Source organism: Falsiroseomonas sp. E2-1-a4 (genome assembly GCF_051433165.1).
Lineage (GTDB): Bacteria > Pseudomonadota > Alphaproteobacteria > Acetobacterales > Acetobacteraceae > Falsiroseomonas.
Map to the genome: position 1 here is coordinate 57280 of NZ_JBHMFS010000006.1, position 24927 is coordinate 82206.

Genomic DNA, 24927 nt, shown 5'->3' on the forward strand with positions numbered 1-24927 from the left:
GACCAGGACAGCGCCCGCCGGCAGGCCGCCACGGGCACGCGCAGCCGACGCAGCCTCCATGAAGGCCGCTTACAGATCGAGAATTCCGCCGCGCGCGCGGCTGGCCGGATTGCCCAGCGCCACGCGTAGAGGCGTTGACGGCCGAGCACGCGACTTCTTGACAACAAGGTAGCCGAGCAGCGCCCGATCCGCGATGCAGGACTGGTAGAAGCTCTGGATCATGTAGCTCTTGGCCCCGTCCGGGTTGCCAAGAATGCGGTCTGAGGAGGGGTTGTTGAACTCGGCCCCATCGATCACCCCGCGCTCCAGCGCTGGCACGATCTCCCCGCCCGGCAGCGCCGTCACCGCCGCGCCCATCGCGTTGAACAGATCCGTCGCCAAGCCAACCGTGCGATAGCGCAGGCCGCGAAGCTGATCGACGCTGGTGATCGGGTTCTTCAACCAGCCGAGAGGCTGGGTCAGCATCGGGCTGGTCTGGAAGCCGACGACATTGACCCGCAGAATGTCGCGGGTCCACTCATTCTACAGGGCCTCGCCGCCGCCGTAGTTGAACCAACCCAGATATTCGTGCGCATGGCCGAACCAGGCCGGTGGAGTGCCGAACAGGCTGAAGGTCTTGCTGTTGTCGAACCAATAGGCCGAGACGCCGTGGCCGCCATCCAGGGCGTCGGCGGAAACCGCTTCCAGGAGCTGGAATGCGCCCACGACGCCGCCGGCCAGCGACAATTTCAGCCGCACCCGGCCGCTCGCCATGGCGTTGACGCGGGTGACGAAATGATTGGCAAATTCGTGAAAGATGTCGCGCTGAAGCTAGGTGGACTGGAACCGCAGATTTACCGTCTGCGCGCGGCTGACATTGGGGGTGGCCAGAACGGCCGTTCCCGTGGCGCCAACAGCGGCCGCCTTGAGCAGCCGACGACGGCAGGTCCCATGCGATGTGTTCTAGGTCCTGCTTCCCTCCAGACGTGCCGCCTGTTCAATTTCGGAACGCTCGACGGCGTGCTTCCCCGAAATCATTGAGCAACGTCAGACTGGTAAGTGACCGTTTGAAAACACCGGCGGGTCGGTCCCACGGTGCTTTGCTGCTATTTCGTGACGAACGCCTTCTCGACCACGTAGGTCGCCGGCCGATTATTGGCCCCCTCTGTAAAGCCTCGCGCCTCCAGAATGGCTCGCATGTCCGCGTTCATCGCCTCACTTCCACATAGCATGGCTCGGTCGCGCTCGGGGGAGAGCGCTGGCAGGCCGAGATCGGCGCAGAGACGCCCGGATTCCACCAGCGTCGTTGGCCGCCCCTGGTTGCGGAACGGCTCCCGCGTCACGCTGGGGTAATAGACCAGCTTGTCATTCACCAGCTCGCCCAGCAATTCATGCTCCGGCAGGTCCTTGACGAGCAGGTCGTGATAGGCAAGCTCGGCAACCTCCCGCACCGCATGGACCACAACGACACGATCGAAGCGGTCGTAGGTCTCTGGCTCACGCACCAGGCTCAGGAAGGGGGCAAGTCCGGTGCCCGTCGCGAACAGCCACAGGGTGCCGCCCGGGAGCAGGTTGTCGGTCACCAGCGTGCCGGTGGCCTTCCGCCCGATCAGGACCCCGTCACCCGGTAATACGTGCTGGAGGCGGGAGGTCAGGGGGCCGTCCTGCACCTTGATGGACAGGAACTCCAGGTGCTCCTCCCACGGTGCGCTGACGACGGAATAGGCGCGTACCAGCGGCTTGCCCTCGACCAGAAGGCCGATCATCGCAAATTGGCCGGCCACGAACCGGAAATGCGGATCGCGCGTGCAAGTAAAGGAAAACAGGCGGTCCGTCCAATGATGGACCGCCAGGACCCGCTCCAGGAAAAAACCGGGCGGTGCGGCCATGGCGGCCGGCGGAGCGCTGGGGGAGGACATGGCGCCCGTATGCGACAAAGCGGGTTCTGCTGCAATGCGGATGGTTGCGCGCAGACCCCGGCTCGCCGAACGCGCAAGCCTGCGGCATTGTGGCGGTTCTGAACCTGCCGAAGGTCCCACTCTGCATGACCCAGCCGCCGCCCCTCGGTGCGCCTGTCGACCCGACGCCTCGTCCCTTGCCCGCGCGCGTGCCGCATCGGGGGAAGGCGGTGACCTTGGAGCCGCTCGCCGTCAGGCACGCCGCCGAGCTGTGGGATGCGGCCCAGGCGGATGCCGGCGGCGAGGGCTGGGACTATATGGGCTATGGTCCCTTTGCCGATGCTGCCGCCATGCAGCGTCATGTCGCGGCCTTTGCCTCGCAGCACGACCCCATGGCCTGGGCCATACGCCCGCACAGCAGCGGCGCCGTCGCCGGCTGGCTTACCCTGATGGAGATGCAGCCCGCCAACGCGGCGATCGAGCTCGGCCACATCTGGTTCTCCCCGCGGCTGCAACGCACGAGGGCGGCAACGGAGGCGATGTTCCTGCTGATGCGCCACGCCATGGACGACCTGGGCTACCGCCGCCTGGTCTGGAAGTGCAACGCCCTGAACGCACCGTCCCGCCGCGCCGCGACGCGACTCGGCTTTGTCTATGAGGGCGAGCTTCGCGCCCATCTGGTCGTCAAGGGCCGACGGCGCGATACGAGCTTCTACTCGATCCTGGCCGACGAATGGCCTGCACGGCGAGACCGGATCGCGGCGTGGCTGGACGACGGCAACTGGGACCACCAGGCACGCCCACGCCGGTCCTTGAGCGAGGCCCCACTTGCCGACGTCGGCTGATAGGTCGGGCGCTTGCGTGAAGCAGGTCGCCGCAGCCTGCCAGTTGTATTTAGATAAATCCTATCGCAGGGTACTGTCCGGTTCGGGATGGTAACAGGAGCATTGCCATGCCGCTTGGTTTGGAAGACAGCGTTGGGGCTTTCGTGCCGGGCGACCGGGTGGAGTTGGTCGGCGCCACGGCGGGACCACTCGCGGAGCTCGACTTCGCCGTCAAGGACCTGTTCGATGTGGCTGGCGCCACGACCGGCTACGGCAACCCCGACTGGGCCCGGACCCATGCCCCTGCCGCCGCGACCGCGCCAATCGTCATGGCCCTGCTTCAGGCCGGCGCCACTCTGCGTGGCAAGACCAAGACCGTGGAACTCGCCTATGGACTGACCGGCGAAAACGTCTGGTACGGAACGCCCATCAACCCGGCGGCGCCCGACCGGTTTCCAGGTGGTTCCTCCTGTGGGTCGGCCGCCGCCGTCGCCGCAGGCCTGGTCGATTTTGCGCTTGGCACAGACACCGGCGGATCCGTGCGGATCCCCGCAAGCTATTGCGGCATTTTCGGCATCCGTCCCTCCTGGGGCGCCGTGAACCTGACCGCCGCCTGCCCGCTCGGCCCGAGCTTCGATACCGCAGGCTGGTTTGCGAGCCGCGCCTCGGTCCTGCGTCGGGTGGGCGATGTTCTCCTGCCGCCGGGGGGCGAGGGCGCACTGGGTCCGCTGGTCAAGGTGCAGGAAGCCTGGGTCAACGCCGTACCCCACACGGCGACCGCGCTGGTCGGTGCTATCGCGAAGATCGAGCGCGTTCTCGGCCCCTGCCTTTCCATGCATGTTGCGCCGGAAGGCCTGACCCAGCTTTTCGAGAATTTCCGGGCTGCACAGGCCGAGGAAGCCTGGGCGAGCCTCGGTTCCTGGGTCGAGGCGATCCGCCCGACCTTCGGCCCCGGGGTCGGGGAGCGCTTTGCCGCTGCCAAGGCCACAGACCCGGCCGTGGCGGCCGAGGCGCGGGCGTTCCGCGGCCTGTTCCGGCAGCGAGTGCAGGCCCTGCTCGCGGGTGGCGCCGTGCTTGTCTACCCAACCTCCCCGGTCCCGGCGCCGCGCCTGGATGTGGCTTTAGAGGCCCAACAGGCGGTACGGGAACGCACGATGGGCGTGACGGCGATTGCTGGCCTTGCAGGCCTTTGCGAAGTGTCCCTGCCGGCTGCCCGGGTTAACGGCGCGCCGGTAGGCCTTTCGCTGGCGGCAGCGCCGGGGCGTGACCGCGCCCTGCTGGCGGTGGCGGAGCGCGTCGCCGCGGAGCTGCGCCTTGCGGTCTGAGCCCGCGATGCTTGCCCCCAAATCCGCGTCAGCCTATCGCTGAAGCTTGGCGCCGCCTCCGGGACCCTTACCCATGCTGATCCGTGACGCAATCGCGGCCGATCTTCCCGCCATCACTGCGATCTACGCCCATCACGTGAAGGTCGGCACCGGCACCTTCGAGGAGGAACCGCCGGGCCTGGAGGAAATGGCGCAGCGCATCGCCAAGGTTCAGGATGCCGGCTGGACCTGGCTGGTGGCGGAGCAGGACGGCGTGGTGATCGGCTACGCCTACTTCAACCAGTTCCGGGATCGCTCGGCCTACCGTTTCTGCGCCGAGAATTCGATCTATGTCCGGGATGATGTCCGTGGCCAGGGCGTCGGCAAGGCCCTGGTCGAAATCCTGCTGCGCCGCGCCACAGATTGCGGCTTCAGGCAGATGCTGGCGGTAATCGGCGATTCCGAGAATGTCGGCTCCATCGGCCTGCACGTCTCACTCGGCTTCCGGCAAGCAGGCGTGCTCAAGGCAGCCGGGTTGAAGTTCGGCCGCTGGGTGGATGTGGTCTTTATGCAGCGCGCGCTGGGTGACGGCGATCGCACCTCGCCGCTCTGAGAGCCCATCGTCACCGGATTGGCAGATGCCTGACGATGCCCCAACTGGATCTTCAAGCCTGCCCGGCGGCGTCCCCCCGCCAGATCTGCAATTTGCGGTAGATCGTCGAAGGGTTGACCCCGAGTAGCGCGGCCGCCCGCGGCACGTCCTGCGCCACGCGGTCGAGTGCTGCTAGGATGTGCCGTTTCTCGACCTCTGCCAGCGGCTGGAATGCCTCCGTCTGCTGCGGGGGCGCCAAGGGTACCGTCTCGTAAGACGCGAACATCTGAGCGGGTGGGGTCAGCGTGGGCAGGGGCGGCTCCATCGGCACGGCCAGCCGCGCATCGGGTTCAGTGGGTGGGGGGCCAGCGGGGTCCGGCACTGCGGCAGCCGGTCCCGCCGCGCCGCGCAGCAGCATCGGGGGCAGCATGGACAGTTCCACCCGATCGCCATCGTGCAGCACCGCGATGTTGCGAACCACATTCTGCAACTGCCGCACATTCCCAGGCCAGGAGTAGGCGCGAAGCACCTGCTCCACCTCCCAAGCGCAGCCGCGCAGGCGCTTCCCTTCCTCCCGCGCGAAAGCGGCCAGGAAATGACGTGCGATCAGCAGCCTGTCTTCGCCGCGCTCACGCAGCGGCGGAAGGTGCAGCGGCACCACATAGAGGCGATAATACAGATCCTCCCGAAACCGCCCCGTCTCGACCTCAACCCACGGATCGCGATTGGTCGCCGATACGATGCGAACATCCACCTTTTCTGGGCGGGAGGCGCCTACCGGTTGGAAGGTGCCGGTCTGCACGAATCGCAACAGCTTGACCTGCATTTCGAGCGGCATTTCGCCAATCTCGTCGAGGAACAGGGTGCCGCCATCAGCGAGTTTCGCGGCGCCGGCACGGCTGTCCGTGGCGCCGGTGAACGCCCCCTTCACATGGCCGAATATCTCGGACTCCAGAAGGTCCCGCGGGATGGCGCCACAGTTCAGGGTGATGAAGGCCCTGTCCCTACGCGGGCTGGCCCGATGAATCGCGTCCGCCGCGAGTTCCTTTCCGGTACCACTTTCCCCGGTGATGAAGACGCTGGCCTTGCTCGCTGCAACGCTATCGATCGTCCGGTAGACGGCCTGCATGGCCGCCGAGGCGCCGATGAAGCCAAAGAAGCGATCGCGACCAAGCTGTGCCTTTGCCTCCCGCAACTCGGTCGCCAATGCGCGCTTCTCCAGCGCGTTCTGCAGCGTCACCGTCAGGCGCGCCTTGGCGTAGGGCTTGACGATGAAGTCAACGGCACCCTCGCGCATCGCCTCCACCGCATGGTTCACGCTGCCATGCGCGGTGACGACGATGATAGCTGCCTCCACGCCCTCGGCACGAAGCCGGCGCATGGTCTCGAATCCGGAGAAATCCGGCAGTTCCAGATCCATGAGGATGGCATCCGGGCGCCAGGCCTGAGCGATCTGGACTGCTTGTGCGCCAGTTTCCGCGACCCGGGTTTCCAGGCCGAGTGTCCGCAACAAGGCCCCAGCGACTTCGGCCTGCGTCGGTGTATCCTCGACAATCAGGACCCGAGCCGCGGACGCGGCCATGCGGCGCTAGCTCGCCCCGGGCGGGTGCTCCGCCAAGGCGGACAGTTCGGCCAGCGCCTGGGCTGCTTCCTGCCTGACCTGAAGCGCCAAGGCACGCGGGTCGGCGGCGTTGCGATGATCCATGGCGATCCGCGCAACCTGCTCCAGGCGCCGCGCGCCTACGGCGGCGGCTGCGCCGGCAAGGCTGTGCGCCGACCGCCTGTAACCTTCCTCATCGCCAGCAGCGACGGCCTCTTCCAAAAGCCGCGCCAGCCGCCCCAGGTCGTCCTCGAACGTCCGCAGGATTCGCACGAAATCCTCGCGCGGTAGGTCCGACGCAAGCTGTCCAGCGATTTCCGGGTCAATTGCGCTCACGGTCTATTTCTCGCATTGCAGGGCAATCCGGTCAACGCGTGCGGCGTTTCGAAGGCATCGAGACCGCCCCTACTGCACCCGCTGGTCCAGGGCCCGGAGGCCGAACAAGTCACGGGCCGCGGCACGCGCCATCGTGCTGCTCGGCTGCTGGGCAAAGGCCGAAAGCCGCAGAAGTGCGGCCTGGACACGAAGCCCAGCCAGCGCCGCACAATCGGCCTCCAGTGCCAGATGGCTGGTCCTGCACTGCTGCACGGCGTCCGCATCCAACCGGCTGACCGGCGGGGCATAGGCATCCGCAACGCGGCGGCGCGCGGTGCGCCGCGCCTGGCCCTCGGAGCCATCCGGATCCACCGCGCGCACCAGCCGATCCGCCAGGCTGCGCGGCAGACAGCCAGCGGGCGCGCAGGCCGCGAGATGCAACCAAAGGTCCCAATCCTCGGCGCGCTGCAGTTGCTCGTTGAAGCCGCCTACGGCACGCAGCAGCGCGGTGCGGGCCATGACGGTGGAGGTCGCCACCACCGGCTCCGCATAGATGACCGCCTGGGCGTCCCGGTCCAGGATGAAGGCCTCACGCCGCATGCTATGGCGCGCGACAAAGGCCCGGCAGCGGCCAAAGCCCGTGGCAAGCTCGGTGCCGTCTTCGGCGAAGCGGCGATGCTCGGTGAAGGAGAAGCCGATATCGGGGTACAGCCGGTGCAGCTCCATCTGCGCAGTCATCTTGCCACGCCGCCATCTGTCATCGGCGTCGAGAAAGGCAACCAGCGGCGCCTGTGCCGCCGCAAGACCGGCGTTGCGCGCCGCCGCCGGCCCGGCCGCGGTCGTGGCCAGGGGCCGCACCCGACGATCGTAGGCCGCGATGCCGCGGAGGTAGCCGCCCGTCCCATCCTGGGATCCGTCATCGACAGCCAGGATTTCGATCTCGTTTGAAGCGCCAAGCGAGGCGATCGCACCCGGCAGCCAACGCAAGGCGTTGCGGGCGGGGATCACGACACTGAGCCGGGGCTGGGGGTGCAAGACGGACCTCTCGATTTGCATCGGGCGACCAGGAATGGGGTCGCCATGAGGTCCTCACTGCATGCGGCGTACCGGCAACCTGCATCGCATTTTGCGAATCCTGAGGCGGTGCCGCTTTGGTCAGCGGGCGCCGTAGCGCAGCAGCATGGCGCGCAGCGGGTCGGCGCCCGGATTATGCGCCTCCATCGCCACCACGATCTGCCGCGCGGCATGGTCGCGTCCGTAATAGGCGCGTGCGGAGTTCGGCCGGTAGGACAGCACCGACCCGGACAGGGACACTCCGGCAAACAGGCCCCGCGACTTGGCAATCGCCACGATATCGGCGCCCGCGGCCGCCGTGGTGCTGCCCTGGATTCCACCGCCGATGGTGGCGAAGACGAGCGAGGCGTCCGCACCGACCTTGAACTGGCTGTCCATGATCGCCTGAAGCCCACGATCGCTCATGATCATCATGGCCACCATGGCATCCTGCACGCCGATCTGCAGGCCGATGCTGCCGGACGCGAGGCCATAGAAAGCGGGCGATGACCAGGACCCGGCGCCGTCCCGGCCGACCAGGACGCAGGACCCGCCCTCCCCGCCCAGGATGAAGCCGGCGCGGAAGACGCGCGGGCAGACCATGACCGCCCGCGCCCGTTGCAGGAAGCCGATCGCATCGGCCGTCATATCGCCGGTGCTCATCAATTCCTGCACCGCAAGCGTCGCGCGGTCGACCAGCGCCTGTTCTTCCTGCTGCGCGACCGCCGGCAGGGACACCACCGGCAGGGAGAACAGCAGCCCGATGGCAAGCATCATCCCACGGAACATGAAAAGCCCCCCGCAACCCTATGTCGGGGAACACTCTACATGCCTGCGACTCGGGTGTCCAAGGCGAAGCGACAGGGCGCCGGAGCCCTATTCCGTGGCGGGCAGGGTGAAGGGCTCTTCATTCACCGCGGCCACGCGCCAATCCGCTCCGTGCCGCTCCAGCCGGGTCATGGACAGGTTCCGGACCGAGAAGATCAGCGCCTGGTGTGGGCTCAGCCCCATCGCCTGTGCGATCGCCGCACGAATCGAGCCGCCATGCGCGACGATCACGATGTCGCGGCCCGGCGTGTCCTGCACCAGCCGGTCCAGCACCGCCGAGACCCGCTCCACCACCTCGGCAAAGGATTCGCCTCCCGGCGGCTTCTCCTCCGCCGCATGGGGCCAGAAGGGGTGCGGCGGGTGGCGGATCAGGGCTGCGAAGCGTTCGTGCGACAAGCCCTGCCATTCGCCCAGATTTTGTTCCGCGAGATCCGGCTCCACCACCAGCGGCGTCGGCGCGTAGCCGGCCGCAAAGATGGCGGCCGCGGTGGCGCGGGTGCGGGAGAGTGGCGTCACGACCCAGCGCGCACCCTCCGGCAGCCGCGCCGCCAGCCAGCGATAGGCCGCGGCCTCCTGCCGCAAGGCGAGCTCGCATAGGGCAACATCCATGCTGCCGTAGACGACGGCGCGGGCGGAGGGCTCCACCAGCGCATGACGGACAAGAAACAACCGGGTGATCTGCACGGCCCCGGTCTAGCCGGAGCGCCGACGCTCCACCAGAGCACCCTGGAAGACGCGGATCCCGACTTCCCACCCCCAGGCGATGGCGGCAGGACGATCGACGCCGACCAGGACCACCTGCTCCGGCCGCAGCAAAGCCCGGTCGAGGCAGGCCGGCGTTGCCACCGGCAGGTCGGCCGACCAGCGCAGCCGCAGAAAATCCAGTTCCAGACGCTCCGGCGGCAGGACCGCGAGCAATTCGGGTGGTGCGTCATCCAGCGCCGTCCGGTACCCGCGACCCCGCGCCGTGTCACGCGCGGTGATGAACCCGGCCGGGTCCGCCAGGATATCCGCAGGTCTGAAAGCCAGCGTGATGTCCTGTCGCCGCCCGGATGGCAGGCTGCTGTCAAATCGCTGAAAGGCCGGTGTCGCCAGCGTGGCCGGCACCACCGCCAGGCCAACGCGGCGCCAGGCGAGTTGCACCGCCGGCCGCCCAATCTCGGCCAACATCCGTAGCTCCGCCAAGCGCGCCAGCCGCCGCTGGAGGGCGGAGCAGCTCCCGATATCGACGCCCGGCAGCACGGCCTCCGCCAGGCTGCCCCAGGCGAGGCGCCGATCCTCCCAAAGCGACTCCGCAGGTTCCCCCTCGGGGTCAAGTCGGCAGACGCCCTGCGCGATCGTCATCGCCTCCAGATCCGCCTGTGCCAGCGCCCGCTCGGCCATGGCCAGGTCGAAGCTGTTGATGGGGCTGGCATCCGCCACCACCCGGGGTGCCTCGTCGATCTGCCCCATACCCAGGCTTTCGGCGGTGATCGCCAGCAACTGCGCGGCCCCGGCCGGCAATCGCATGGCCTGCACTGCCTCGCCGGCCGCGGCATCCAGCGTCCGCAGCAGCGCGAGGCGGGCGGTCTCCAGCACCAGACCCGGCGGGGCGGAAACCGCCACCACATCGCCGTTGGGCAGGTCGAAGACACGGGTGCGCGCCGCGGCGAGAACCGGCTCCAGCGCATCGCGCAGCAGCCGCTGGTGATGTGGCCGGCGCGCCGCGGGTCCGAGGCCGGACAGGCGAAGGTGCAGCACCTCCCGCACCGCATTCGCGGCGACGCTTTCCCGGACCAGCGTTGCCAGCTCGGCGGCGGCGCGGACCCCGCCCGGGCGCCGGTCGCCGTCGATCTCGACCCTCATGCGGCGGGCCGGGCCGGTGCGGCTGCCGGCTGGAAGTTGGCCGCGCTGAGCGCCGCCGAGACCGGCAGTGCAACCTGAAGCCCCGGCCCGGCCTCGGCGGCGGGCCCCTCAAGCAGGCGCAGCCCACAATTCCCGGCCCAATCCAGGGCCACGTCATCACACACCCCGGCAAGAATGATACGCCCGGGGTCGGCCCGGCGCAGTGCCGACATGGCGGCTGGCGCCGCCAGGGCCGGAGACCAGGTGATGCGAAGCCAATCAGCCGGCAGCGCCTCGATCGCCAGTAGGCGGAGCGCAGCGGCGTCGATTCCCTCAAGCTCCAGCGCCCACCCTTGCAGGGCCAGGCTTTCCCGCCGAGCTTGCAGGGCGGCCGGATTGGCGGCCATCTCCAGCCCCAGCGTCGCCACCAGCGCACCGCGCCCGCCTCCGCTGCCGCCGTCGCCACGGCCACTCAGCGGCGCCGGCGGCACGGGCAGATGAAGCGGCCCCGGCAGCGAACTGCCCATCAGTTCCCGCCGCTGCGACGGATCTCCAATTGCGATCAGCAGCCTTGCTGCCAGGGTACGCGTTGCGTGATCGAGCAGATCTGCATCGCGGCCCAGGCCGCCGAGCAGGCAGGCCAATGGCTGGCGCCCAATCGAGAGACGCAGGAAGGCGGGCCTAGCCGGGCCGCCCGAGGGATCCAGGCGCATCCCGGTGACCCGTCGCACCACCCGCTCCAGCGGCAGGGCACGCAACCACGCGTCGAGGCAGGCCAAGGCCGGGCCGGTGCCAGTTGGGCCAGGCGCCCCGGCCTCCGCCGCGGTCGCATAGGCCTGCAGCGCCGCAGCATCCCGCTCCAGCGACCAGAGTCCGGTGACCTGGCTTCCGATCAGCCGGTCGATCAGCCCACGAAGCCGCACCGCCCGGCCAGCTTCGGCGCCGATCAGAAGCAATTCTTCATTTGGTCCATCCAGCACCACCCCGCCCGCGGCAAGCGCGCCTTCCTGCAGTAGCGCGCGGGCCACACGACGCCGGTGCGGCGGCATCGCCGGGACCCGTAGCGCCACCCGACCCATGGGGTTGCGCAGCGCCTCCCGCATCACGGCGAGCAGCGGCGTCTGAAAGCCGGCGGCTGCGGCCGCGGTGGTTGAGTTGGAACCTTCGGACATGTTGCGTGAGACCGCGAGGATCGGGATGGCGACGGCGCCCCCGGCCCGGCTACAGTCCACTCGCAATGGCTACCAGACAATTAATCGGCGCAACGTCCACAGCGTTCTCACTGGCGCCGGCGCCCGGCTCGCTCCCGGCGGGCAAGCGGATATACGCGATCGGTGATACCCATGGCTGTTTTGCGCGGCTGGCCGATCTGCACGGAATGATCATCGCAGACCTGGCGGCGCGCCCGATCGCCCAGCCTCTGCTGCTTCATCTGGGGGACTATGTCGATCGCGGCCCCGACAGCGCCGGCGTGCTGGCCCGGCTGGCGCAGCCGATACCGGGCCTGCCCATGGTGAACCTGATGGGCAACCACGACCGCATGATGCTGGATGCATTGGCCCAGGGAGCGGCAACGGAGGCCGTCTCGCTCTGGCTGCTCAATGGCGCGGGCCCGACCCTGGAAAGCTACGGCGCATCGCCCCGCAAGCCGGAGAGCTGGGCGCGGATCCCGACGGTACATCTCCAACTGCTGCACGCCTGCCGCACCAGCTTCGCTGCAGGTGGCTATCTGTTCGTTCACGCGGGCATCCGACCTGACCGCGCGCTGGACAGGCAGGATGATGCGGACCTGCTCTGGATCCGGGAGCCCTTCCTGTCCTGGCGCGGGGCGCTACCGGCTGTTGTTGTGCACGGGCACACCCCAGCGCCCGGCCCGGAGATCCGCCCACACAGGGTTGGCCTCGACACCGGCGCGGTTATGGGCGGGGACCTGACCTGCGGCGTGTTCGAAACGAACCAGATTGGTTTCCTGCGTGCCTGAGGGCCGTTTTCCGGCGCTGCTTTCGGGACGCGCACCGCCAGCGTGCCTTGCACCGAGCGCGGCGTTTGCGCTACGCCAGCAGGATGCAAGGCCCCGCGCCCGCCGATCTACCCATGCCAGAAATCCCGGTCGGCGAACTGACCGAGGCGGTGCGCCTCCTCAAGCGCGCCTCGGTTCTTGTTGTCGGCGACGCCATGTTGGATCGTTACGTCTATGGGCAGGTTGAACGGGTCAGTCCGGAAGCCCCCGTCGCCGTCCTGGCGGTCGAGCGGGAAGTCGCGATGCCCGGCGGGGCCGGCAACGTGGTCCGCAACCTCACGGCGCTAGGCGTGGCGGTCGCCTTCGTATCGGTGGTGGGTGACGATCAGGCGGGCAGTGACCTGACTGGTCTGATCGGCGGCCAGCCGAATGTGGAGCCCTGGCTTCTGGTGCAGGGCGGACGCGCCACCACCACCAAGACACGCTTCATCGCTGCCGGTCAGCAATTGCTGCGGGCCGATCACGAGATGCCCGGCCCGATCCATCCGCGCCTGGCGGAACGCCTGGTGCGGATTGCCGCCGATGCCGTGGCCGCGACCACGGTGATGGTCTTGTCCGACTACAACAAGGGTGTACTCTCCGGTGACACCGCCCAGCGCCTGATTGCCGCCGCGCGCGGCGCCGGGCGGCGTGTGGTGGTTGACCCCAAGGGCATCGATTACGCGCGGTATGCCGGCGCCGACCTCATCACCCCCAACCGCGCCGAGCTGAAGCTGGCGACCGGCATGCCGGTGGACACGGAAGCCGCCCTGGTTGCCGCAGCTGAGCGTTTGCGGGCGGATCACGGATTCGGCGCCGTGCTGGTAACCCGCAGCGAGGACGGCATGACCCTGGTGGCCGCCGAGGGCGTGCGTCACTTCCCCGCGGAAGCCCCTGAGGTACACGATGTCTCCGGCGCTGGGGACACGGTGGTGGCGGTCGTCGCGGCAGGCCTTGCGGCCGGGTTGTCCGCGCTGGTGTCCGCGCGGCTGGCAAATATTGGTGCAGGCATCGTGGTTGGCAAAGTCGGCACCGCCGTGGCGCGCGAGAGCGACCTGCTAGAGGCGCTGACGCCGGAACGGGGCGCCCTGCGAAAGGTCGTATCGCGCGCCCAGGCGCAGGAACAGGTGGAGCGCTGGCGTCGGCGTGGCTGGCGCATCGGCTTCACCAATGGCTGCTTCGACCTTCTGCACCCTGGCCATGTCCACCTACTGGAACAGGCACGGTCCTGGTGCGACCGCCTCGTGGTCGGGATGAACGCGGATTCCAGCGTGAAGCGCCTGAAGGGCGAAACCCGGCCGATCCAGGGCGAGGCCGCCCGCGCCGCCGTGCTCGCCTCCCTGGCCTCTGTGGATCTGGTCACAGTGTTCGAGGAGGACACGCCCCTCGAATTGCTGCGTCTGCTGCGGCCGGAAATTCTGGTGAAGGGCGCTGACTACACCGTGGACAAGGTGGTCGGCGCCGATCTGGTGACCGATTGGGGCGGGCAGGTGCGCCTTGCAGCCCTTCTGCCTGGCCAGAGCACCACGGCCACCGTCGCCCGCATCCGCGGCTGATCTACTCCACCCGCAGGGCGGACCTGATCTCGGACTGCCCGGCCGGATCCTGGATCGCCGCCAGCCGCCCCGCCGCCACCGTGGCGTAGCGATGCAGAAGTGCGCGGCGCCGTGCGGGGGCCAGTGGATGCGCCGCGGCTTCCCGGACCAGGGAGGCATCCGGCCCATCCGCCACCATCAGGCCGACCTCCGGCGGCAGCAGGACTTCGGGGAAGTCGAGATCGACGGCGAAATACAGCCGGTCGCAGAAGGCCCGGTACTCCGGCCATTTCCCATCGCTGAGGAAATCCCGCGCGCAGGACTTCACCTCCACCACCGCGAACCCGCCATCGGGTAGCAGCGCCAGGATGTCGGCGCGCCGCCCATTTGGCAGCGGCATTTCTCTCAGCGGAGCCCAGCCGCGCTGGGCGCAGAAGCGGGCCGCGGCTCGGCACACGGACAGGGTGCGTTCGGGCGTGGTCGTAGCGATTGCCTGGGACATGGCGTCATGTTCGCCTTGTGTTCGCCAAAAGGTCAACTGCGTTGCACATTGCGGAACCAATCGCTTCGCCGCGCGTGTAGGAATTATGGTCGCCACACGCTTCGCAGTTGCTGTGCATATCCTCCTGTTGCTGGCCAATGCGCCAGGCGGCCAGCTCACCAGCGGCCGCCTCGCGGAAAGCGTCGGCACCAACCCCGTGGTGATTCGCCGCTTGGCTGGTCAATTGGCCAGGGCCGGCCTCATCCGCATCCGCCGCGGTCCGGGCGGCGCGGAGCTGGCCAAGGCGCCGGACAGCATCACGCTCGGTCAGGTCTGGCAGGCGATGCGCCGCAAGGGCCTGCCCCTGTTGCCGGTTCATCGCGGCCCCGCCCGCGCCGAGACCAGCCCCGCCCCGGCCATTCCCGGCCTGCTCCGCCGCGCCTTTGATTCGGCGGAAGCGGCGATGGAGGCGGATCTGGCCGCCACCACCCTGGAAGATCTGTGCCAGCAATTGCGTCAGCCGGCAGACGCTCAGGCGACCTGATCGAGCCCCGCGCGCAGGGACGCCGCTTCGGGCGCCGAAGCATCAAGCAGCCCGTGCCGCAGAAAGAAGTCGATCAGGACCAGGTTCACGTTGAATTTGACCTGGCCCCGATCGCGCACCTCGGCAAGCAGCTGCGCGGCCGGCCAGAGCTCGAAGCGTTCCACCTCATTGTCATTCGGCCGGGGCACGAAGCCCTCCGGCAGTTCCAGGTCGTGGCAGTGCAGCACATCCCGCCGCAGGCCTTCAGGCGTCGCCATCACATAGGACACCCGCCCGACGGGCCGGGCCTGTCCGGCGAGTTCGGGCGGGATGGAGGCCTCCTCCGCCGCCTCCTTCACCATTGTCTCGGCAACCGAAAGCCCGGCGGGGACGCCGCCCGCCACCAGATTGTCGAGCTGGCCCGGCGCGACGGATTTGTTGCGCGATCGCAGACCCACCCAGACATGCAGGCCATCGGCGCGGCGGACGAAGCCATTGACATGGACCCCCTGCGACATGACGCCGAAGGCCGGCATCGCGCCGCGGTCGAGCTGGGCGAGGACCGGATCCTCCGGGCTTGGGCGGACGTCAAAATTCTCCTGCCGCAGGGTTAGATGACCGCGCCCGGCCAAGCCCCGGACCACCGCGGCCAACGCTTGGCTCCGAGCGCCAGGCGCACGCAGGCGGCTGGACAGCGCGACGCCCCGGCCGTCGAAGTGGAAATCCCGAGGGTAGAAGGCCAGCGCTCGCGCCAGATCTACCCCCACCCACCCCACCTGCTCCTCCCCGATGCGAAAGCGGATGAGATTGGCCGGGGAGGCGATGTTGTTGCAGGCAGCGACATGCCGCTCGAAGGCGGGCCAATCGGGATCGGGTCTGGGGCTGGCCGGGGTCATGCGCCCCTGTAGCGCGCTCCACGCATGCCACGGAAGCCCGGAGGGCTGTTTGCGCCGCGACTGGAAAGCCCCACCTTGAGGGCAACAAGGCTCCGGAGCTTCCCGTGCAAACCGATCAAACCCGCGAGCGCGGTCATCTGCGAACGCTGCTAACGCTCGTGCCCTATCTATGGCCTAAGGGTGAATTTGAACTCCGCCTTCGCGTGGTGGTCAGCTTGGTGCTGCTGGTCTTCGCCAAGGCGGCCAATGTGGTGGTTCCCATCGCCTTCGCTCGCGCCGTCGATGCGCTGGCCCCCACGGCTGGCCCGGCCGCGACCATCGCCGCGGTTCCGATCGCCCTGGTCCTGGCCTATGGACTGCTGCGCTTGACCAGCAGCGCCTTCAACGAGGCCCGCGACGCCATCTTCGTGAAGGTGCAGGGCCGCGCCTCCCGCCGCATCGCGCTGCAGGTGTTCCGCCACCTGCACGCCCTGTCGCTCCGCTTCCACCTGGACCGGCAGACCGGCGGCCTGTCCCGCGTGCTGGAGCGCGGCACGCGCGGCATGACCTTCGTGCTGGACTTCCTGCTGTTCAACATCGTCCCGACCATCTTCGAGATTGTTCTGGTTGCGCTGATCCTGTGGGGGATGTTCGACTTTACCTTCAGCGCCGTCATCATCGTAACGGTCGGCATCTACATTGCCTTCACCCTGATGTTCACCGAATGGCGCCTGCGCTTGCGCCGGGCGATGAACGACACGGACACGGAGGCCAACACCCGGGCCGTGGACAGCCTGCTGAACTTCGAGACGGTGAAGTATTTCGGCAATGAGACGCATGAGGCGCGCCGCTACGATGCCAGCCTGGAACGCTATGAACGCGCCTATGTCCGGTCCGAAATCAGCCTGAACGGGCTGAATTTCGGCCAACAGACGGTTATCGCCATAGGCCTTACGGTGGTCATGATGATGGCCGCTGGGCGCGTTTCCCAGGGCGGGATGTCGGTAGGCGACTTCGTGCTGGTCAATACCTACATGATCCAGCTGTTTCAGCCGCTGAATATCCTCGGCTTTGCCTACCGCGAGATCAAGCAGGGGCTGGTGGACATGGAGGCGATGTTCACCTTGATGAAGCAGGATCGCGAGATCGCCGACGCCCCCGCGGCCCACGCTTTGGTCGCCACCGGCGGCGAGGTGCGGTTCGAGGATGTGCGCTTCGGCTACCGCCCGGACCGGGAGATCCTGAAGGGCGTCAGCTTCACCGTGCCGCCGGGCCAGACACTCGCCATCGTCGGCCCGACCGGCGCCGGCAAATCCACCATCAGCCGTTTGCTGTTCCGCTTCTACGACACCACGGGCGGCCGCGTGCTGATTGATGGGCAGGATGTGCGCGACGTGCAGCAGGACAGCGTTCGTGCCGCCATCGGCGTGGTGCCGCAGGACACCGTGCTGTTCAACGACACCATCCGCTACAACATCGCCTATGGCCGCCCCGGCGCAACCCAGGAGGAAGTGGAGGCCGCAGCCCGCGCCGCGCAGGTGCATGATTTCGTGGTGCGCCTGCCGGATGGCTACGACACCAAGGTCGGCGAACGTGGCCTGAAGCTCTCGGGCGGGGAAAAACAGCGGGTCGCCATCGCCCGCACCCTGTTGAAGAACCCCCGCATCGTCATCCTGGACGAAGCCACCAGCGCACTCGACACGCGCACGGAACAGGACATCCAGGCAGCGCTCCGCGATGCAGCTCGCGGCCGCACCACGCTGGTCATCGCGCACCGGCTATCCACCGTGGTGGAGGCGGATGAAATCCTGGTGCTGCAGGAGGGCCAGGTGGCCGAGCGCGGGCCGCATGCGGCCTTGATCGCGGCCGATGGTCTGTATGCCGCCATGTGGCGCCGCCAGTCCGAAGCCGTGGCGGCGGCGGAAGCGGCGGCGGCGGCCCAGGCCGCGGCGGAGCTGCCCGCTTGACCCCCGCCAGCAGGCCCACTGGATGGGCGGCGGGGGTTTCCATGCCGCGCCCGCCTGCCTATGTCCGTTCATTGTAAGGGAGGCCACCTATGCAGTTCGACCCCCAGGGCGTGGCCCCGGAAGATCTCAGCCACGCCGGTTCCGTGGTGGACAAGGCGATAGAGTACATGATCGAGCAGGGCATCGCGCCGATCTCCATCGCGTCCGCCCTGCTGGGCGGCTCCCTCGGCATGCTGGCGCGCAGCATGGATGACCGGTCCGTCGCTGGCGTGCTGAAAAGCGCCCTGGCCTCGGTCGAGGGCGGCGAGTTGGCCGAGATGCGGCGCGCGGCGGAAGCCGAGCCGGCTGCGAATACCTGACCAAGGCTTGACGGGATGGGGCTTATCCGCGATACGCCCCGGCTCCGGACCACCTCCGCGCGCGGCTGCCTGGACCACTCGGCCCAGGACCCGTGCGTGTGCTTTTCGGGATGAATTAGTCATGGCCCGCCGCTGCGGTATCACCGGCAAGGGCGTGCTGACGGGTAACAACGTCAGCCACGCCAATAACAAGACGCGCCGGCGTTTTCTGCCGAACATGCAGGAGACGTCGTTCTTCTCCGACATCCTCGGCACGCCCGTTCGCATGCGCCTGTCGGTGAACGGCATCCGCACGGTTGAGCATAATGGGGGCCTCGACTCCTTCCTGCTTGGCACGCCGGATCGCCGCCTGCCGGTGGAGGCGCTGGTCCTCAAGCGGCGCCTGGTGCGGGCGCGGGACAAGAAGGCCGCGGCCTGATCTGCCCAGTGCGGCCTGCCTATGGCGGTGCCGCGCTCTACGGTTGACTTAAGGCGGGTTACATCGCGGGTGCCATTGGCACAAAATCGAGTGGGTTAAGCCGCCAAATCGGTCGCCTTAACCACAAGGCAACAGTCCTACGCCAATCTCTCGGCGATGTGGACCGAGTCGACCCTCGCCGTTGCCCTGACCTTCACCTTGATCCTGATCGCCCTGGCGATCCGGACCCGGGCGGCCCTTCGGAATGCGCGCGATCGCGTCGCCTCCGCCGAAAGGCTGGCGGCGGCGCGAGGACGTTGCCTTTCGCTGGCTGCGCAGGAATTGCGTGGACCGGGCCTGGCGCTAATGGCGCAAACGTCGGAGCCGCAACCCGGCGCCGTGGCGCTCCCCCGTGAAGACAGCCAAACCCAAGCGGTCGCGAAGCAGTTGCTCCGCCTCGCCGATGACCTGGCCGATTTTGCCACCGAACCCTGCCCGCGCGCCCTGCATGAAACGCCAGCCCTTATTGGGCCGGTCATCGATGCCGCCGTGGCAAGCGTAGCGGCCCAGCTTCGCCCCGGGCGGCGCCATTGGAAGATCGAGCCGGAACTGCGCGGTCTCCGGGTCCGGGCCGACAGCCGGGCGCTGGAAGGCGCCCTCGCCGCCCTGCTCCGCCGCGCAGCCCGGCATTCCCGGGACGGCGATGTGGTGGCCCTGCGCCACATGCTGGGCAGTGAGACGATGGCGATCGTGGTGGAGGATGAGGGGGATGGCCTGCCAGCCCAGGACCTCGTCACGGAGGCCGCAAGCAGCGGACCCGGTCTGGGGTTCAGCACCGCCAATGGCACAAGGGGCCTAGACCTCGGCCTGACCCTGGCGCGATCCCTGGCCGCCGCGCATGGCGGTGAGATCCGGCTGGAAAGCGCACCGGGGATCGGTGCGCGGGCCTGGCTCACCCTGCCGCGTTCGCGACTGCTGGATGCCGCCTGATCAAAGCGGCATCTCGAACAGCAACAGCAGGCTGCGCTGCCAGATGCTCTCATTGTCATCCGACACCAGCGCCACCAGCACCCGCCCTTCCCGCTCCGTCACCGCCACACCCTCGTAATTGTCTGTGGGCAGTGGCGGGACCAGATCCATGAGCGGTTCGCCCTCGATCACCCCGCCAGCGGCAGCCGCGCGCAACACCGCGGGCGAAAGCCGCACCAGGCGGCCGGCGAATCCGGCAAGCAGGCCGAAGGATCGCTCCAGCACCAGGAACCCGCCATCCGGCATGGCGGCGGCATCGACTGGGACATGACCGGCGGCCGGAAGGTAGCCGAAGCTGCGCCACTGGCACGGCTGGCCGATCCAGCCCATGCGGCCGCCCTGCGGCGCGGCGAGCCCCTCCGAAAGGGCAAGCCAGCGCCCGTCAGGCAGCACCGCGAGCGATTCCAGCGCGGCATTGCGGGGGGAACGCTCCAGGCCAGGCGGCGCCAACACCAGCTCGCCCGGCCCATCCAGCCGCCGGTGGCGCTGAATCCGGTGCCTTCGTTCAAAGCCGATCAGCCAGGATCCGTCCGGCAACCGCGCCAGCGCTTCCGCATCACGCCAGGTTGCGGTGACCGGCTGCCCGCGCGTGTTGCGAAGTGGCCCGGATCGGACCAGGTCCAGCCGGCGCGGGCGCCAATCTTCGTCCAGCGTCAGCGCCATTTCCACGAAGTGGCCCAGATCGCTGATCGCCGTCAGCATCAGCTCCGAGGTCATGTGCAGCCCGGAAAGCCCACCAAAGCCGAGCACGCCGGTATTGATCTGCAGGCCACCAAGCAGCCGCAGGTCGCCCGGCACCGGATCCGGCAGGTCAAGCGGCAGGCTGAACGCGGCACGCTCCGCCCCACCGGCGCAGCCCGGCAGGGTGGCCAGCGCGGTGGCGAGAAGGCCGCGGCGGGTGGTCAGGCGACCAGCGGTGCGCGCTCTCGGCTCGCCCGCTGCCAGGCCAGTGCCGCGTCCTCGTCGAACAGCTCGGCCAGCTTCTTCATCATGGTGCCGCCCAGCTCCTCGGCATCCACGATGGTGACGGCGCGGCGGTAGTAGCGGGTGACGTCGTGGCCGATGCCGATGGCGATCAGCTCCACCGCCTCCCGCCCCTCGATCTCGCCGATCACCTTGCGGAGGTGGCGCTCCAGGTAGTTACCGGGGTTCACCGAGAGCGTGCTGTCATCCACCGGTGCGCCATCCGAGATCACCATCAGGATGCGGCGATGCTCAGTGCGGGTCAGCAGGCGCCTGTAGGCCCATTCCAGCGCCTCGCCGTCGATGTTCTCCTTCAGAAGCCCCTCGCGCAGCATCAGGCCGAGGTTCTTGCGGGCGCGGCGCCAGGGGGCGTCGGCAGATTTGTAGACAACGTGGCGCAGGTCGTTCAGCCGGCCCGGATTGCGCGGCTTGCCCTCCTGCACCCACCGCTCGCGGGACTGGCCGCCCTTCCAGGCGCGGGTGGTGAAGCCCAGGATCTCGACCTTCACCGAACACCGTTCCAACGTGCGGGCCAGGATGTCGCAGCACATGGCGGCCACCGTGATCGGCCGGCCGCGCATCGAACCGGAGTTGTCGATCAGCAGCGTCACCACCGTATCGCGGAAATCCGCCTCGCGCTCCTTCTTATAGGACAGCGACTGCATCGGGTTCACCACGACGCGCGCCAGCCGCGCGACGTCCAGGATTCCCTCCTCCAGGTCGAATTCCCATGCGCGCTGCTGCTGCGCCATCAGCCGGCGCTGCAGCCGGTTGGCCAGTTTGGAAACCACGCCCTGCAGATGCGAAAGCTGCTGGTCGAGTTGCTGGCGAAGGCGGGCCAGCTCGTCCGCGTCACAGAGGTCGTCCGCTTCCACCACCTCGTCGAAGGATTTGTTGAAGGCGCGGTACAGCGAGGCGTCATCCGTCGCCGGCACCTCCTTGCGCTGCTGCGGACCGCCCGGGCGGTCATCGCCCTCGGCGGCAGCGCCTTCCTCCTCGCCCTCCTGACTGTCATCCTCGGCGGCGTCGCCTTGCATGGTCTCGGGCTGGGCGCCGAGCATGCTCTCGGTGTCCTGGGCCTGGGATTCACCCTCGCCGGACTGGTCCTGCTGAGAGGAGGTTTCGCCGCCCTCGCCTTCCTCCTCATCCTGCTCGGCCTCGGTCTCCACCTCCGCCTCGGCCAGGTCGAGGGCGGCCAGCAGCTTGCGCGCGGCGCGCCCGAAGGCGTCCTGGTCGGTGCTGCGCTCCGCCATTTCGGCCAGGGCCGTCTCGGCCGATTCGCCGAGCGTGTCCCGCCACATATCCAGCACACGCTGCGCCGCTTCGGGCGCCGGTTCGCCAGACAGCCTTTCGCGCGCCAGCAGGCCCAGCGCGGCCGCGAGCGGCAACTGGTCCTTCCGCGTCATGCGATCATAGCCTTCCGACTCGCACTGGTCGGAAAGCCGGGCGCGGAGGTTGGCGGCGACGCCGGCCATATGCTGGCTGCCCACCACCTCGACCCGCACATCCTCCAGCGCGTCGAACACTTCCCGAGCTTCACGGCGGGCGGGAATACGGTTGGCGTGCACGCCTTCATCATGGTGGCGCAGCTTCAGCGCGATGGCATCCGCCGCACCGCGCAGCTTGGCCATCTCGGAAGGTGGCAGCGCGCGAGTCGGTAGCGGCAGGCGGGCGCGCTTGCCGGCAAGGCCGGAGGGGCCGGGCTGGTAGGCGACCTGCACTTCCGGCTGGCGCGCGATGGCGCGCACAGCGCCGGCGGTGGCCCGCTTGAATTCTTCCTGGCGCGTCTGGTCGGGCTTGCCGCTCATCGGTCGTGATCCGTCATCTAAGCCCGGACCCCGGGCGCGCATCTGGCCCGTACCCCGGGCGCGGCGGGCGGCGGGTTCAAGCCCCGCCGCCCCATGGCAATCCGCGTTTAGCCTGCCTTACGCAGCAGGCTGCCGGAGGACAGTTCCTCATTGAAGCAGCGCTGGTAGTACTCGGCCACCGTGCCGCGCTCCGCCTCGTCGCACTTGTTCAGGAAGGTCATGCGGAAGGCAAAGCCGAGGTCACCGAAGATCCGGGCATTCTCGGCCCAGGTGATGACGGTGCGCGGCGACATGACGGTGGAGATGTCGCCGGCGATGAAGCCGGCCCGTGTCAGGTCGGCCAGCGCCACCATGGCTTCCGTCTGCCGCTTCATCTTCGCGTCCTTCTCGTCCCAGCCGAGCTTGGCCATGACGATCGACGTCTCCTGCGCATGCGGCAGGTAGTTCAGCGTGGCGACGATGTTCCAGCGGTCCATCTGCCCTTGGTTGATCTGCTGCGTGCCGTGGTACAGGCCCGTCGTGTCGCCCAGGCCAACAGTGTTGGCGGTGGCAAAGAGACGAAACATCGGGTGCGGGCGGATCACCTTGTTCTGGTCGAGCAAGGTGAGCTTGCCCTCCACTTCCAGCACGCGCTGGATCACGAACATCACATCCGGGCGGCCGGCATCGTATTCGTCGAAGACCAGGGCGCAGGGATGCTGCAAGGCCCAGGGCAGGATGCCTTCACGGAATTCCGTAATCTGCTTCCCATCCTTGAGCACAATCGCGTCTTTCCCGATCAGATCGATTCGGGAAATGTGGCTGTCCAGGTTCACCCGGATGCAGGGCCAGTTCAGCCGCGCCGCCACCTGCTCGATATGCGTCGACTTGCCAGTGCCGTGATAGCCCTGGACCATGACGCGCCGGTTGAAGGCGAAGCCGGCCAGGATGGCGAGCGTCGTGTCGCGGTCGAAGCGGTAGGTGCTGTCCACCTCCGGCACATGTTCAGTGCGGCGGCTATAGGCCGGCACCACCATGTCGCTTTCAAAGCCGAAGACGTCGCGTACTGCGACTTTCGTATCCGGCATGTCGATGGCGGAGGTGGGGCTGGTCTCGGCGAGGCTGGCGGCCTTGTTCATCTGTCGGTCCGGCTGTGACATTCGATCATAATCCTAAGGCGCCAGAACGGGCGCGGCTACCCGGCAGGTGCGGGTGCGGGCGTGGCTTTGCCCGGAAGCTTGCGACGAACCAGGCTGTAGGCGCGGTTAATGTCCTTCAACCGTTCCTCCGCCTGACGATCCCCGCCATTGGCGTCGGGGTGGAAGCGCTTGGCGAGTTCTTTGTAACGCGAACGCAGCGCCAGGGAATCCACCGGCCAGACAAGGCCCAGAACGTCCAGCGCGGCGCGGAGTTCAGGCGGCGGCTCATCCGGTCGTGGCTGCTTCGGGCGGCGTTGGGCATGCAGCGGCGTGGCGCCCAGCACGCCCAGTGGGTCGCGCAGCACCTCGGGGTCGAAGGGGTTGGCGCCACCGAGGCGGCCCAACGGCCAGGTGGGGCGCTGCCAGCCGCTATCTTCTCGCAAATGCCGTTCGATCTCGCCTGGGGACATGCCCTTGTAATAGTCCCAGGCGCGGTTGTAGGCCCGCACATGTTCCAGGCAGAACCAGCGATATTCGTTCAGGGATTTGCGATCGCGCGGCGCGCGAAAGGCGCCGGGTTCCGGGCAACCGGGGGACTCGCAGGGGCGCACAGGCGCCTCCGGCTCCGCAGTCATTGTTCCGATACGGTCGCCACGTCGCGCCATGTGCCGGTTATGGTCGCGGGGTCCCAACCGCGCAAGGCGCGGGCACGAAACGGAGCCATGCCGGATTCGGCCATGGCGAAGCCCACAATACCGCCCATATCAAAGGAGTATTCATGTCCGACCGCGCCACCCGCATTCAAACCAGCCTGCAGCAGGCCTTCGCCCCGGCCGAGGTCACGGTGCAGGATGACAGCGCCCAGCATGCCGGGCACGCCGGCGCCCGGCCGGGTGGAGAGACGCATTATTCGGTGCGGGTGGTGAGCCCCGCCTTCGCCGGCCAGTCCCGTGTCGCCCGGTCCCGCGCCGCGCATGAGGCTGTGGCAGCGGAGTTCGAGGCCGGGCTGCATGCCCTGTCGCTCCGCCTGCTGACGCCGGATGAGGCTGCGAAGGGGTAGTCTACTCCGCGCCGCCACCCTCTCGGTGCCGCTGCACCACGGGGCTATCCTCGGCATAGGCATAGCAACTGCCGATCGGCAGGCGCCGCGGCGGCGGCGCGGCGGTCACGTCGCCAGCGGCAATCGCCGCCTCCCGCGCCGCCCGTTCGCGCCGCCACTTCCAGGGCGCGATGGTCTGGTAGGCCACCGTCGCCATCTGGGCCATCACCTCCCGCAGGTGGGTGCAGCCCAGCACGCCGCCGACCCGGTCCTTCACCGCCCGGTTGAAGCCCGGCCCGATGGAGACGCCAGCCAGCGAGGCGAAATTCGCCGCCACCTTCGGGCAGACTTCATAGGGGGTGAAGTCGGACACCGCCTCGCAGGCGCGGATCACCATGGACTCGTCCACCGTCAGCCGCACCCACATGCCATGCAGCGCCTCCCCCGGTGCGATGGTGCCGCGGTCCATGTTGTCGAAGGGGTAGGATTTGGTATCGACGAGGTGCGCCTCGATGTCGAACAGCCCGTCGGTCCGGTGGTAGCCGTCCATGGTGATCTGGCGGCGGTGCAGCGGAACGCGCGGAACCTCGGGCTCGGAAAGCGGCATCGGGCAGGAA

28 protein-coding genes are annotated in these 24927 nt (G+C 68.3%); 11 read left to right on the top strand and 17 right to left on the bottom strand.

Annotation, left to right across the window (positions count from 1 at the left end; genetic code table 11):
- Positions 1-69: 69 nt before the first annotated feature.
- From ACFHNC_RS08390 to ACFHNC_RS08400, 3 genes are all read right to left on the bottom strand, one after another.
- Positions 70-465, bottom strand: coding sequence for a hypothetical protein (locus tag ACFHNC_RS08390; protein WP_437168771.1), 396 nt, complete (start codon positions 463-465; stop codon positions 70-72).
- Between the two features lie 57 nt (positions 466-522).
- Positions 523-753, bottom strand: a complete 231-nt coding sequence (locus ACFHNC_RS08395) for a hypothetical protein (RefSeq protein WP_437168772.1) — start codon at positions 751-753, stop codon at positions 523-525.
- 332 nt (positions 754-1085) lie between these two features.
- Positions 1086-1898, bottom strand: coding sequence for a ferredoxin--NADP reductase (locus ACFHNC_RS08400; RefSeq protein ID WP_437168773.1), 813 nt, complete (start codon positions 1896-1898; stop codon positions 1086-1088).
- A 209-nt stretch (positions 1899-2107) separates the two neighbouring features.
- On the opposite strand from ACFHNC_RS08400, the gene ACFHNC_RS08405 reads away from it, so the two are divergent.
- The 3 genes from ACFHNC_RS08405 to ACFHNC_RS08415 all read left to right on the top strand — a co-directional run bounded on the left by ACFHNC_RS08405 (position 2108) and on the right by ACFHNC_RS08415 (position 4618).
- Complete coding sequence (locus ACFHNC_RS08405) at positions 2108-2722, top strand: GNAT family N-acetyltransferase (RefSeq protein ID WP_437168774.1); 615 nt, start codon at positions 2108-2110, stop codon at positions 2720-2722.
- A 107-nt stretch (positions 2723-2829) separates the two neighbouring features.
- Positions 2830-4026 carry an amidase gene (locus ACFHNC_RS08410; RefSeq protein ID WP_437168775.1) on the top strand — a complete coding sequence of 399 codons (1197 nt, stop codon included), beginning with the start codon at positions 2830-2832 and terminating at the stop codon, positions 4024-4026.
- Positions 4027-4099: 73 nt separating this feature from the next.
- Positions 4100-4618 carry an N-acetyltransferase family protein gene (locus ACFHNC_RS08415; protein ID WP_437168776.1) on the top strand — a complete coding sequence of 173 codons (519 nt, stop codon included), beginning with the start codon at positions 4100-4102 and terminating at the stop codon, positions 4616-4618.
- Between the two features lie 52 nt (positions 4619-4670).
- Here ACFHNC_RS08415 and ACFHNC_RS08420 read toward each other — a convergent pair whose 3' ends face one another.
- From ACFHNC_RS08420 to ACFHNC_RS08450, 7 genes are all read right to left on the bottom strand, one after another.
- Positions 4671-6179, bottom strand: a complete 1509-nt coding sequence (locus ACFHNC_RS08420) for a sigma-54-dependent transcriptional regulator (RefSeq protein ID WP_437168777.1) — start codon at positions 6177-6179, stop codon at positions 4671-4673.
- Positions 6180-6185: 6 nt separating this feature from the next.
- The gene (locus tag ACFHNC_RS08425) at positions 6186-6533 is read right to left on the bottom strand and encodes an Hpt domain-containing protein (protein ID WP_437168778.1); all 348 of its coding nucleotides are present in this window, start codon (positions 6531-6533) and stop codon (positions 6186-6188) included.
- Positions 6534-6602: 69 nt separating this feature from the next.
- Complete coding sequence (locus ACFHNC_RS08430; RefSeq protein WP_437168779.1) at positions 6603-7520, bottom strand: glycosyltransferase family 2 protein; 918 nt, start codon at positions 7518-7520, stop codon at positions 6603-6605.
- Between the two features lie 147 nt (positions 7521-7667).
- A complete protein-coding gene (locus ACFHNC_RS08435; RefSeq protein WP_437168780.1) occupies positions 7668-8342 on the bottom strand; it encodes a lipid-binding SYLF domain-containing protein in 675 nt (224 codons plus the stop codon).
- A gap of 99 nt (positions 8343-8441) precedes the next feature.
- Positions 8442-9077, bottom strand: a complete 636-nt coding sequence (locus tag ACFHNC_RS08440; RefSeq protein ID WP_437168781.1) for a histidine phosphatase family protein — start codon at positions 9075-9077, stop codon at positions 8442-8444.
- A 9-nt stretch (positions 9078-9086) separates the two neighbouring features.
- Positions 9087-10238, bottom strand: a complete 1152-nt coding sequence (locus tag ACFHNC_RS08445) for a hypothetical protein (protein WP_437168782.1) — start codon at positions 10236-10238, stop codon at positions 9087-9089.
- Entirely contained in the window at positions 10235-11389 is a 1155-nt protein-coding gene (locus ACFHNC_RS08450) for a hypothetical protein (RefSeq protein ID WP_437168783.1), read from the bottom strand. The genes ACFHNC_RS08445 and ACFHNC_RS08450 overlap by 4 nt, the downstream gene beginning before the upstream one ends.
- A gap of 65 nt (positions 11390-11454) precedes the next feature.
- Between ACFHNC_RS08450 and ACFHNC_RS08455 the strand changes: the two genes are divergently transcribed.
- Positions 11455-12198: a metallophosphoesterase gene (locus ACFHNC_RS08455; protein ID WP_437168784.1), complete on the top strand. Its 744-nt coding sequence runs from the start codon at positions 11455-11457 to the stop codon at positions 12196-12198.
- Between the two features lie 113 nt (positions 12199-12311).
- A complete protein-coding gene (gene rfaE1 / locus ACFHNC_RS08460; RefSeq protein WP_437168785.1) occupies positions 12312-13772 on the top strand; it encodes a D-glycero-beta-D-manno-heptose-7-phosphate kinase in 1461 nt (486 codons plus the stop codon).
- A 1-nt stretch (position 13773) separates the two neighbouring features.
- On the opposite strand, the gene ACFHNC_RS08465 is transcribed toward rfaE1, so the two are convergent.
- Positions 13774-14253, bottom strand: a complete 480-nt coding sequence (locus ACFHNC_RS08465) for an MmcB family DNA repair protein (protein WP_437168786.1) — start codon at positions 14251-14253, stop codon at positions 13774-13776.
- Positions 14254-14338: 85 nt separating this feature from the next.
- Between ACFHNC_RS08465 and ACFHNC_RS08470 the strand changes: the two genes are divergently transcribed.
- Positions 14339-14776, top strand: a complete 438-nt coding sequence (locus ACFHNC_RS08470; RefSeq protein ID WP_437168787.1) for an Rrf2 family transcriptional regulator — start codon at positions 14339-14341, stop codon at positions 14774-14776.
- Here the strand turns inward: ACFHNC_RS08470 and ACFHNC_RS08475 are convergent.
- Positions 14764-15651 (bottom strand): DUF4743 domain-containing protein, encoded by an 888-nt coding sequence (locus ACFHNC_RS08475; RefSeq protein ID WP_437168788.1) that lies wholly within the window; start codon positions 15649-15651, stop codon positions 14764-14766. The genes ACFHNC_RS08470 and ACFHNC_RS08475 overlap by 13 nt on opposite strands.
- Positions 15652-15755: 104 nt before the next feature.
- Here ACFHNC_RS08475 and ACFHNC_RS08480 point away from each other — a divergent pair, with 104 nt between their 5' ends.
- From ACFHNC_RS08480 to ACFHNC_RS08495, 4 genes are all read left to right on the top strand, one after another.
- Positions 15756-17597 (top strand): ABCB family ABC transporter ATP-binding protein/permease, encoded by a 1842-nt coding sequence (locus ACFHNC_RS08480; protein WP_437168789.1) that lies wholly within the window; start codon positions 15756-15758, stop codon positions 17595-17597.
- An 89-nt stretch (positions 17598-17686) separates the two neighbouring features.
- Positions 17687-17956: a hypothetical protein gene (locus ACFHNC_RS08485; RefSeq protein WP_437168790.1), complete on the top strand. Its 270-nt coding sequence runs from the start codon at positions 17687-17689 to the stop codon at positions 17954-17956.
- 121 nt (positions 17957-18077) lie between these two features.
- Entirely contained in the window at positions 18078-18374 is a 297-nt protein-coding gene (gene rpmB / locus ACFHNC_RS08490) for a 50S ribosomal protein L28 (protein WP_168051475.1), read from the top strand.
- Positions 18375-18530: 156 nt separating this feature from the next.
- Positions 18531-19343, top strand: coding sequence for a sensor histidine kinase (locus ACFHNC_RS08495; protein WP_437168791.1), 813 nt, complete (start codon positions 18531-18533; stop codon positions 19341-19343).
- On the opposite strand, the gene ACFHNC_RS08500 is transcribed toward ACFHNC_RS08495, so the two are convergent.
- From ACFHNC_RS08500 to ACFHNC_RS08515, 4 genes are all read right to left on the bottom strand, one after another.
- Positions 19344-20180 carry an esterase-like activity of phytase family protein gene (locus ACFHNC_RS08500; protein WP_437168792.1) on the bottom strand — a complete coding sequence of 279 codons (837 nt, stop codon included), beginning with the start codon at positions 20178-20180 and terminating at the stop codon, positions 19344-19346.
- A gap of 104 nt (positions 20181-20284) precedes the next feature.
- Entirely contained in the window at positions 20285-22153 is a 1869-nt protein-coding gene (gene cobT / locus ACFHNC_RS08505) for a cobaltochelatase subunit CobT (protein ID WP_437168793.1), read from the bottom strand.
- Positions 22154-22260: 107 nt separating this feature from the next.
- The gene (cobS, locus tag ACFHNC_RS08510) at positions 22261-23271 is read right to left on the bottom strand and encodes a cobaltochelatase subunit CobS (protein WP_437168939.1); all 1011 of its coding nucleotides are present in this window, start codon (positions 23269-23271) and stop codon (positions 22261-22263) included.
- Between the two features lie 56 nt (positions 23272-23327).
- Positions 23328-23936, bottom strand: a complete 609-nt coding sequence (locus ACFHNC_RS08515) for a J domain-containing protein (RefSeq protein WP_437168794.1) — start codon at positions 23934-23936, stop codon at positions 23328-23330.
- A 113-nt stretch (positions 23937-24049) separates the two neighbouring features.
- Here ACFHNC_RS08515 and ACFHNC_RS08520 point away from each other — a divergent pair, with 113 nt between their 5' ends.
- Positions 24050-24331, top strand: a complete 282-nt coding sequence (locus ACFHNC_RS08520; protein WP_437168795.1) for a BolA family protein — start codon at positions 24050-24052, stop codon at positions 24329-24331.
- 1 nt (position 24332) lies between these two features.
- Here ACFHNC_RS08520 and ACFHNC_RS08525 read toward each other — a convergent pair whose 3' ends face one another.
- Positions 24333-24917, bottom strand: a complete 585-nt coding sequence (locus ACFHNC_RS08525; RefSeq protein WP_437168796.1) for a DUF2889 domain-containing protein — start codon at positions 24915-24917, stop codon at positions 24333-24335.
- Between the last annotated feature and the right edge of the window lie 10 nt (positions 24918-24927).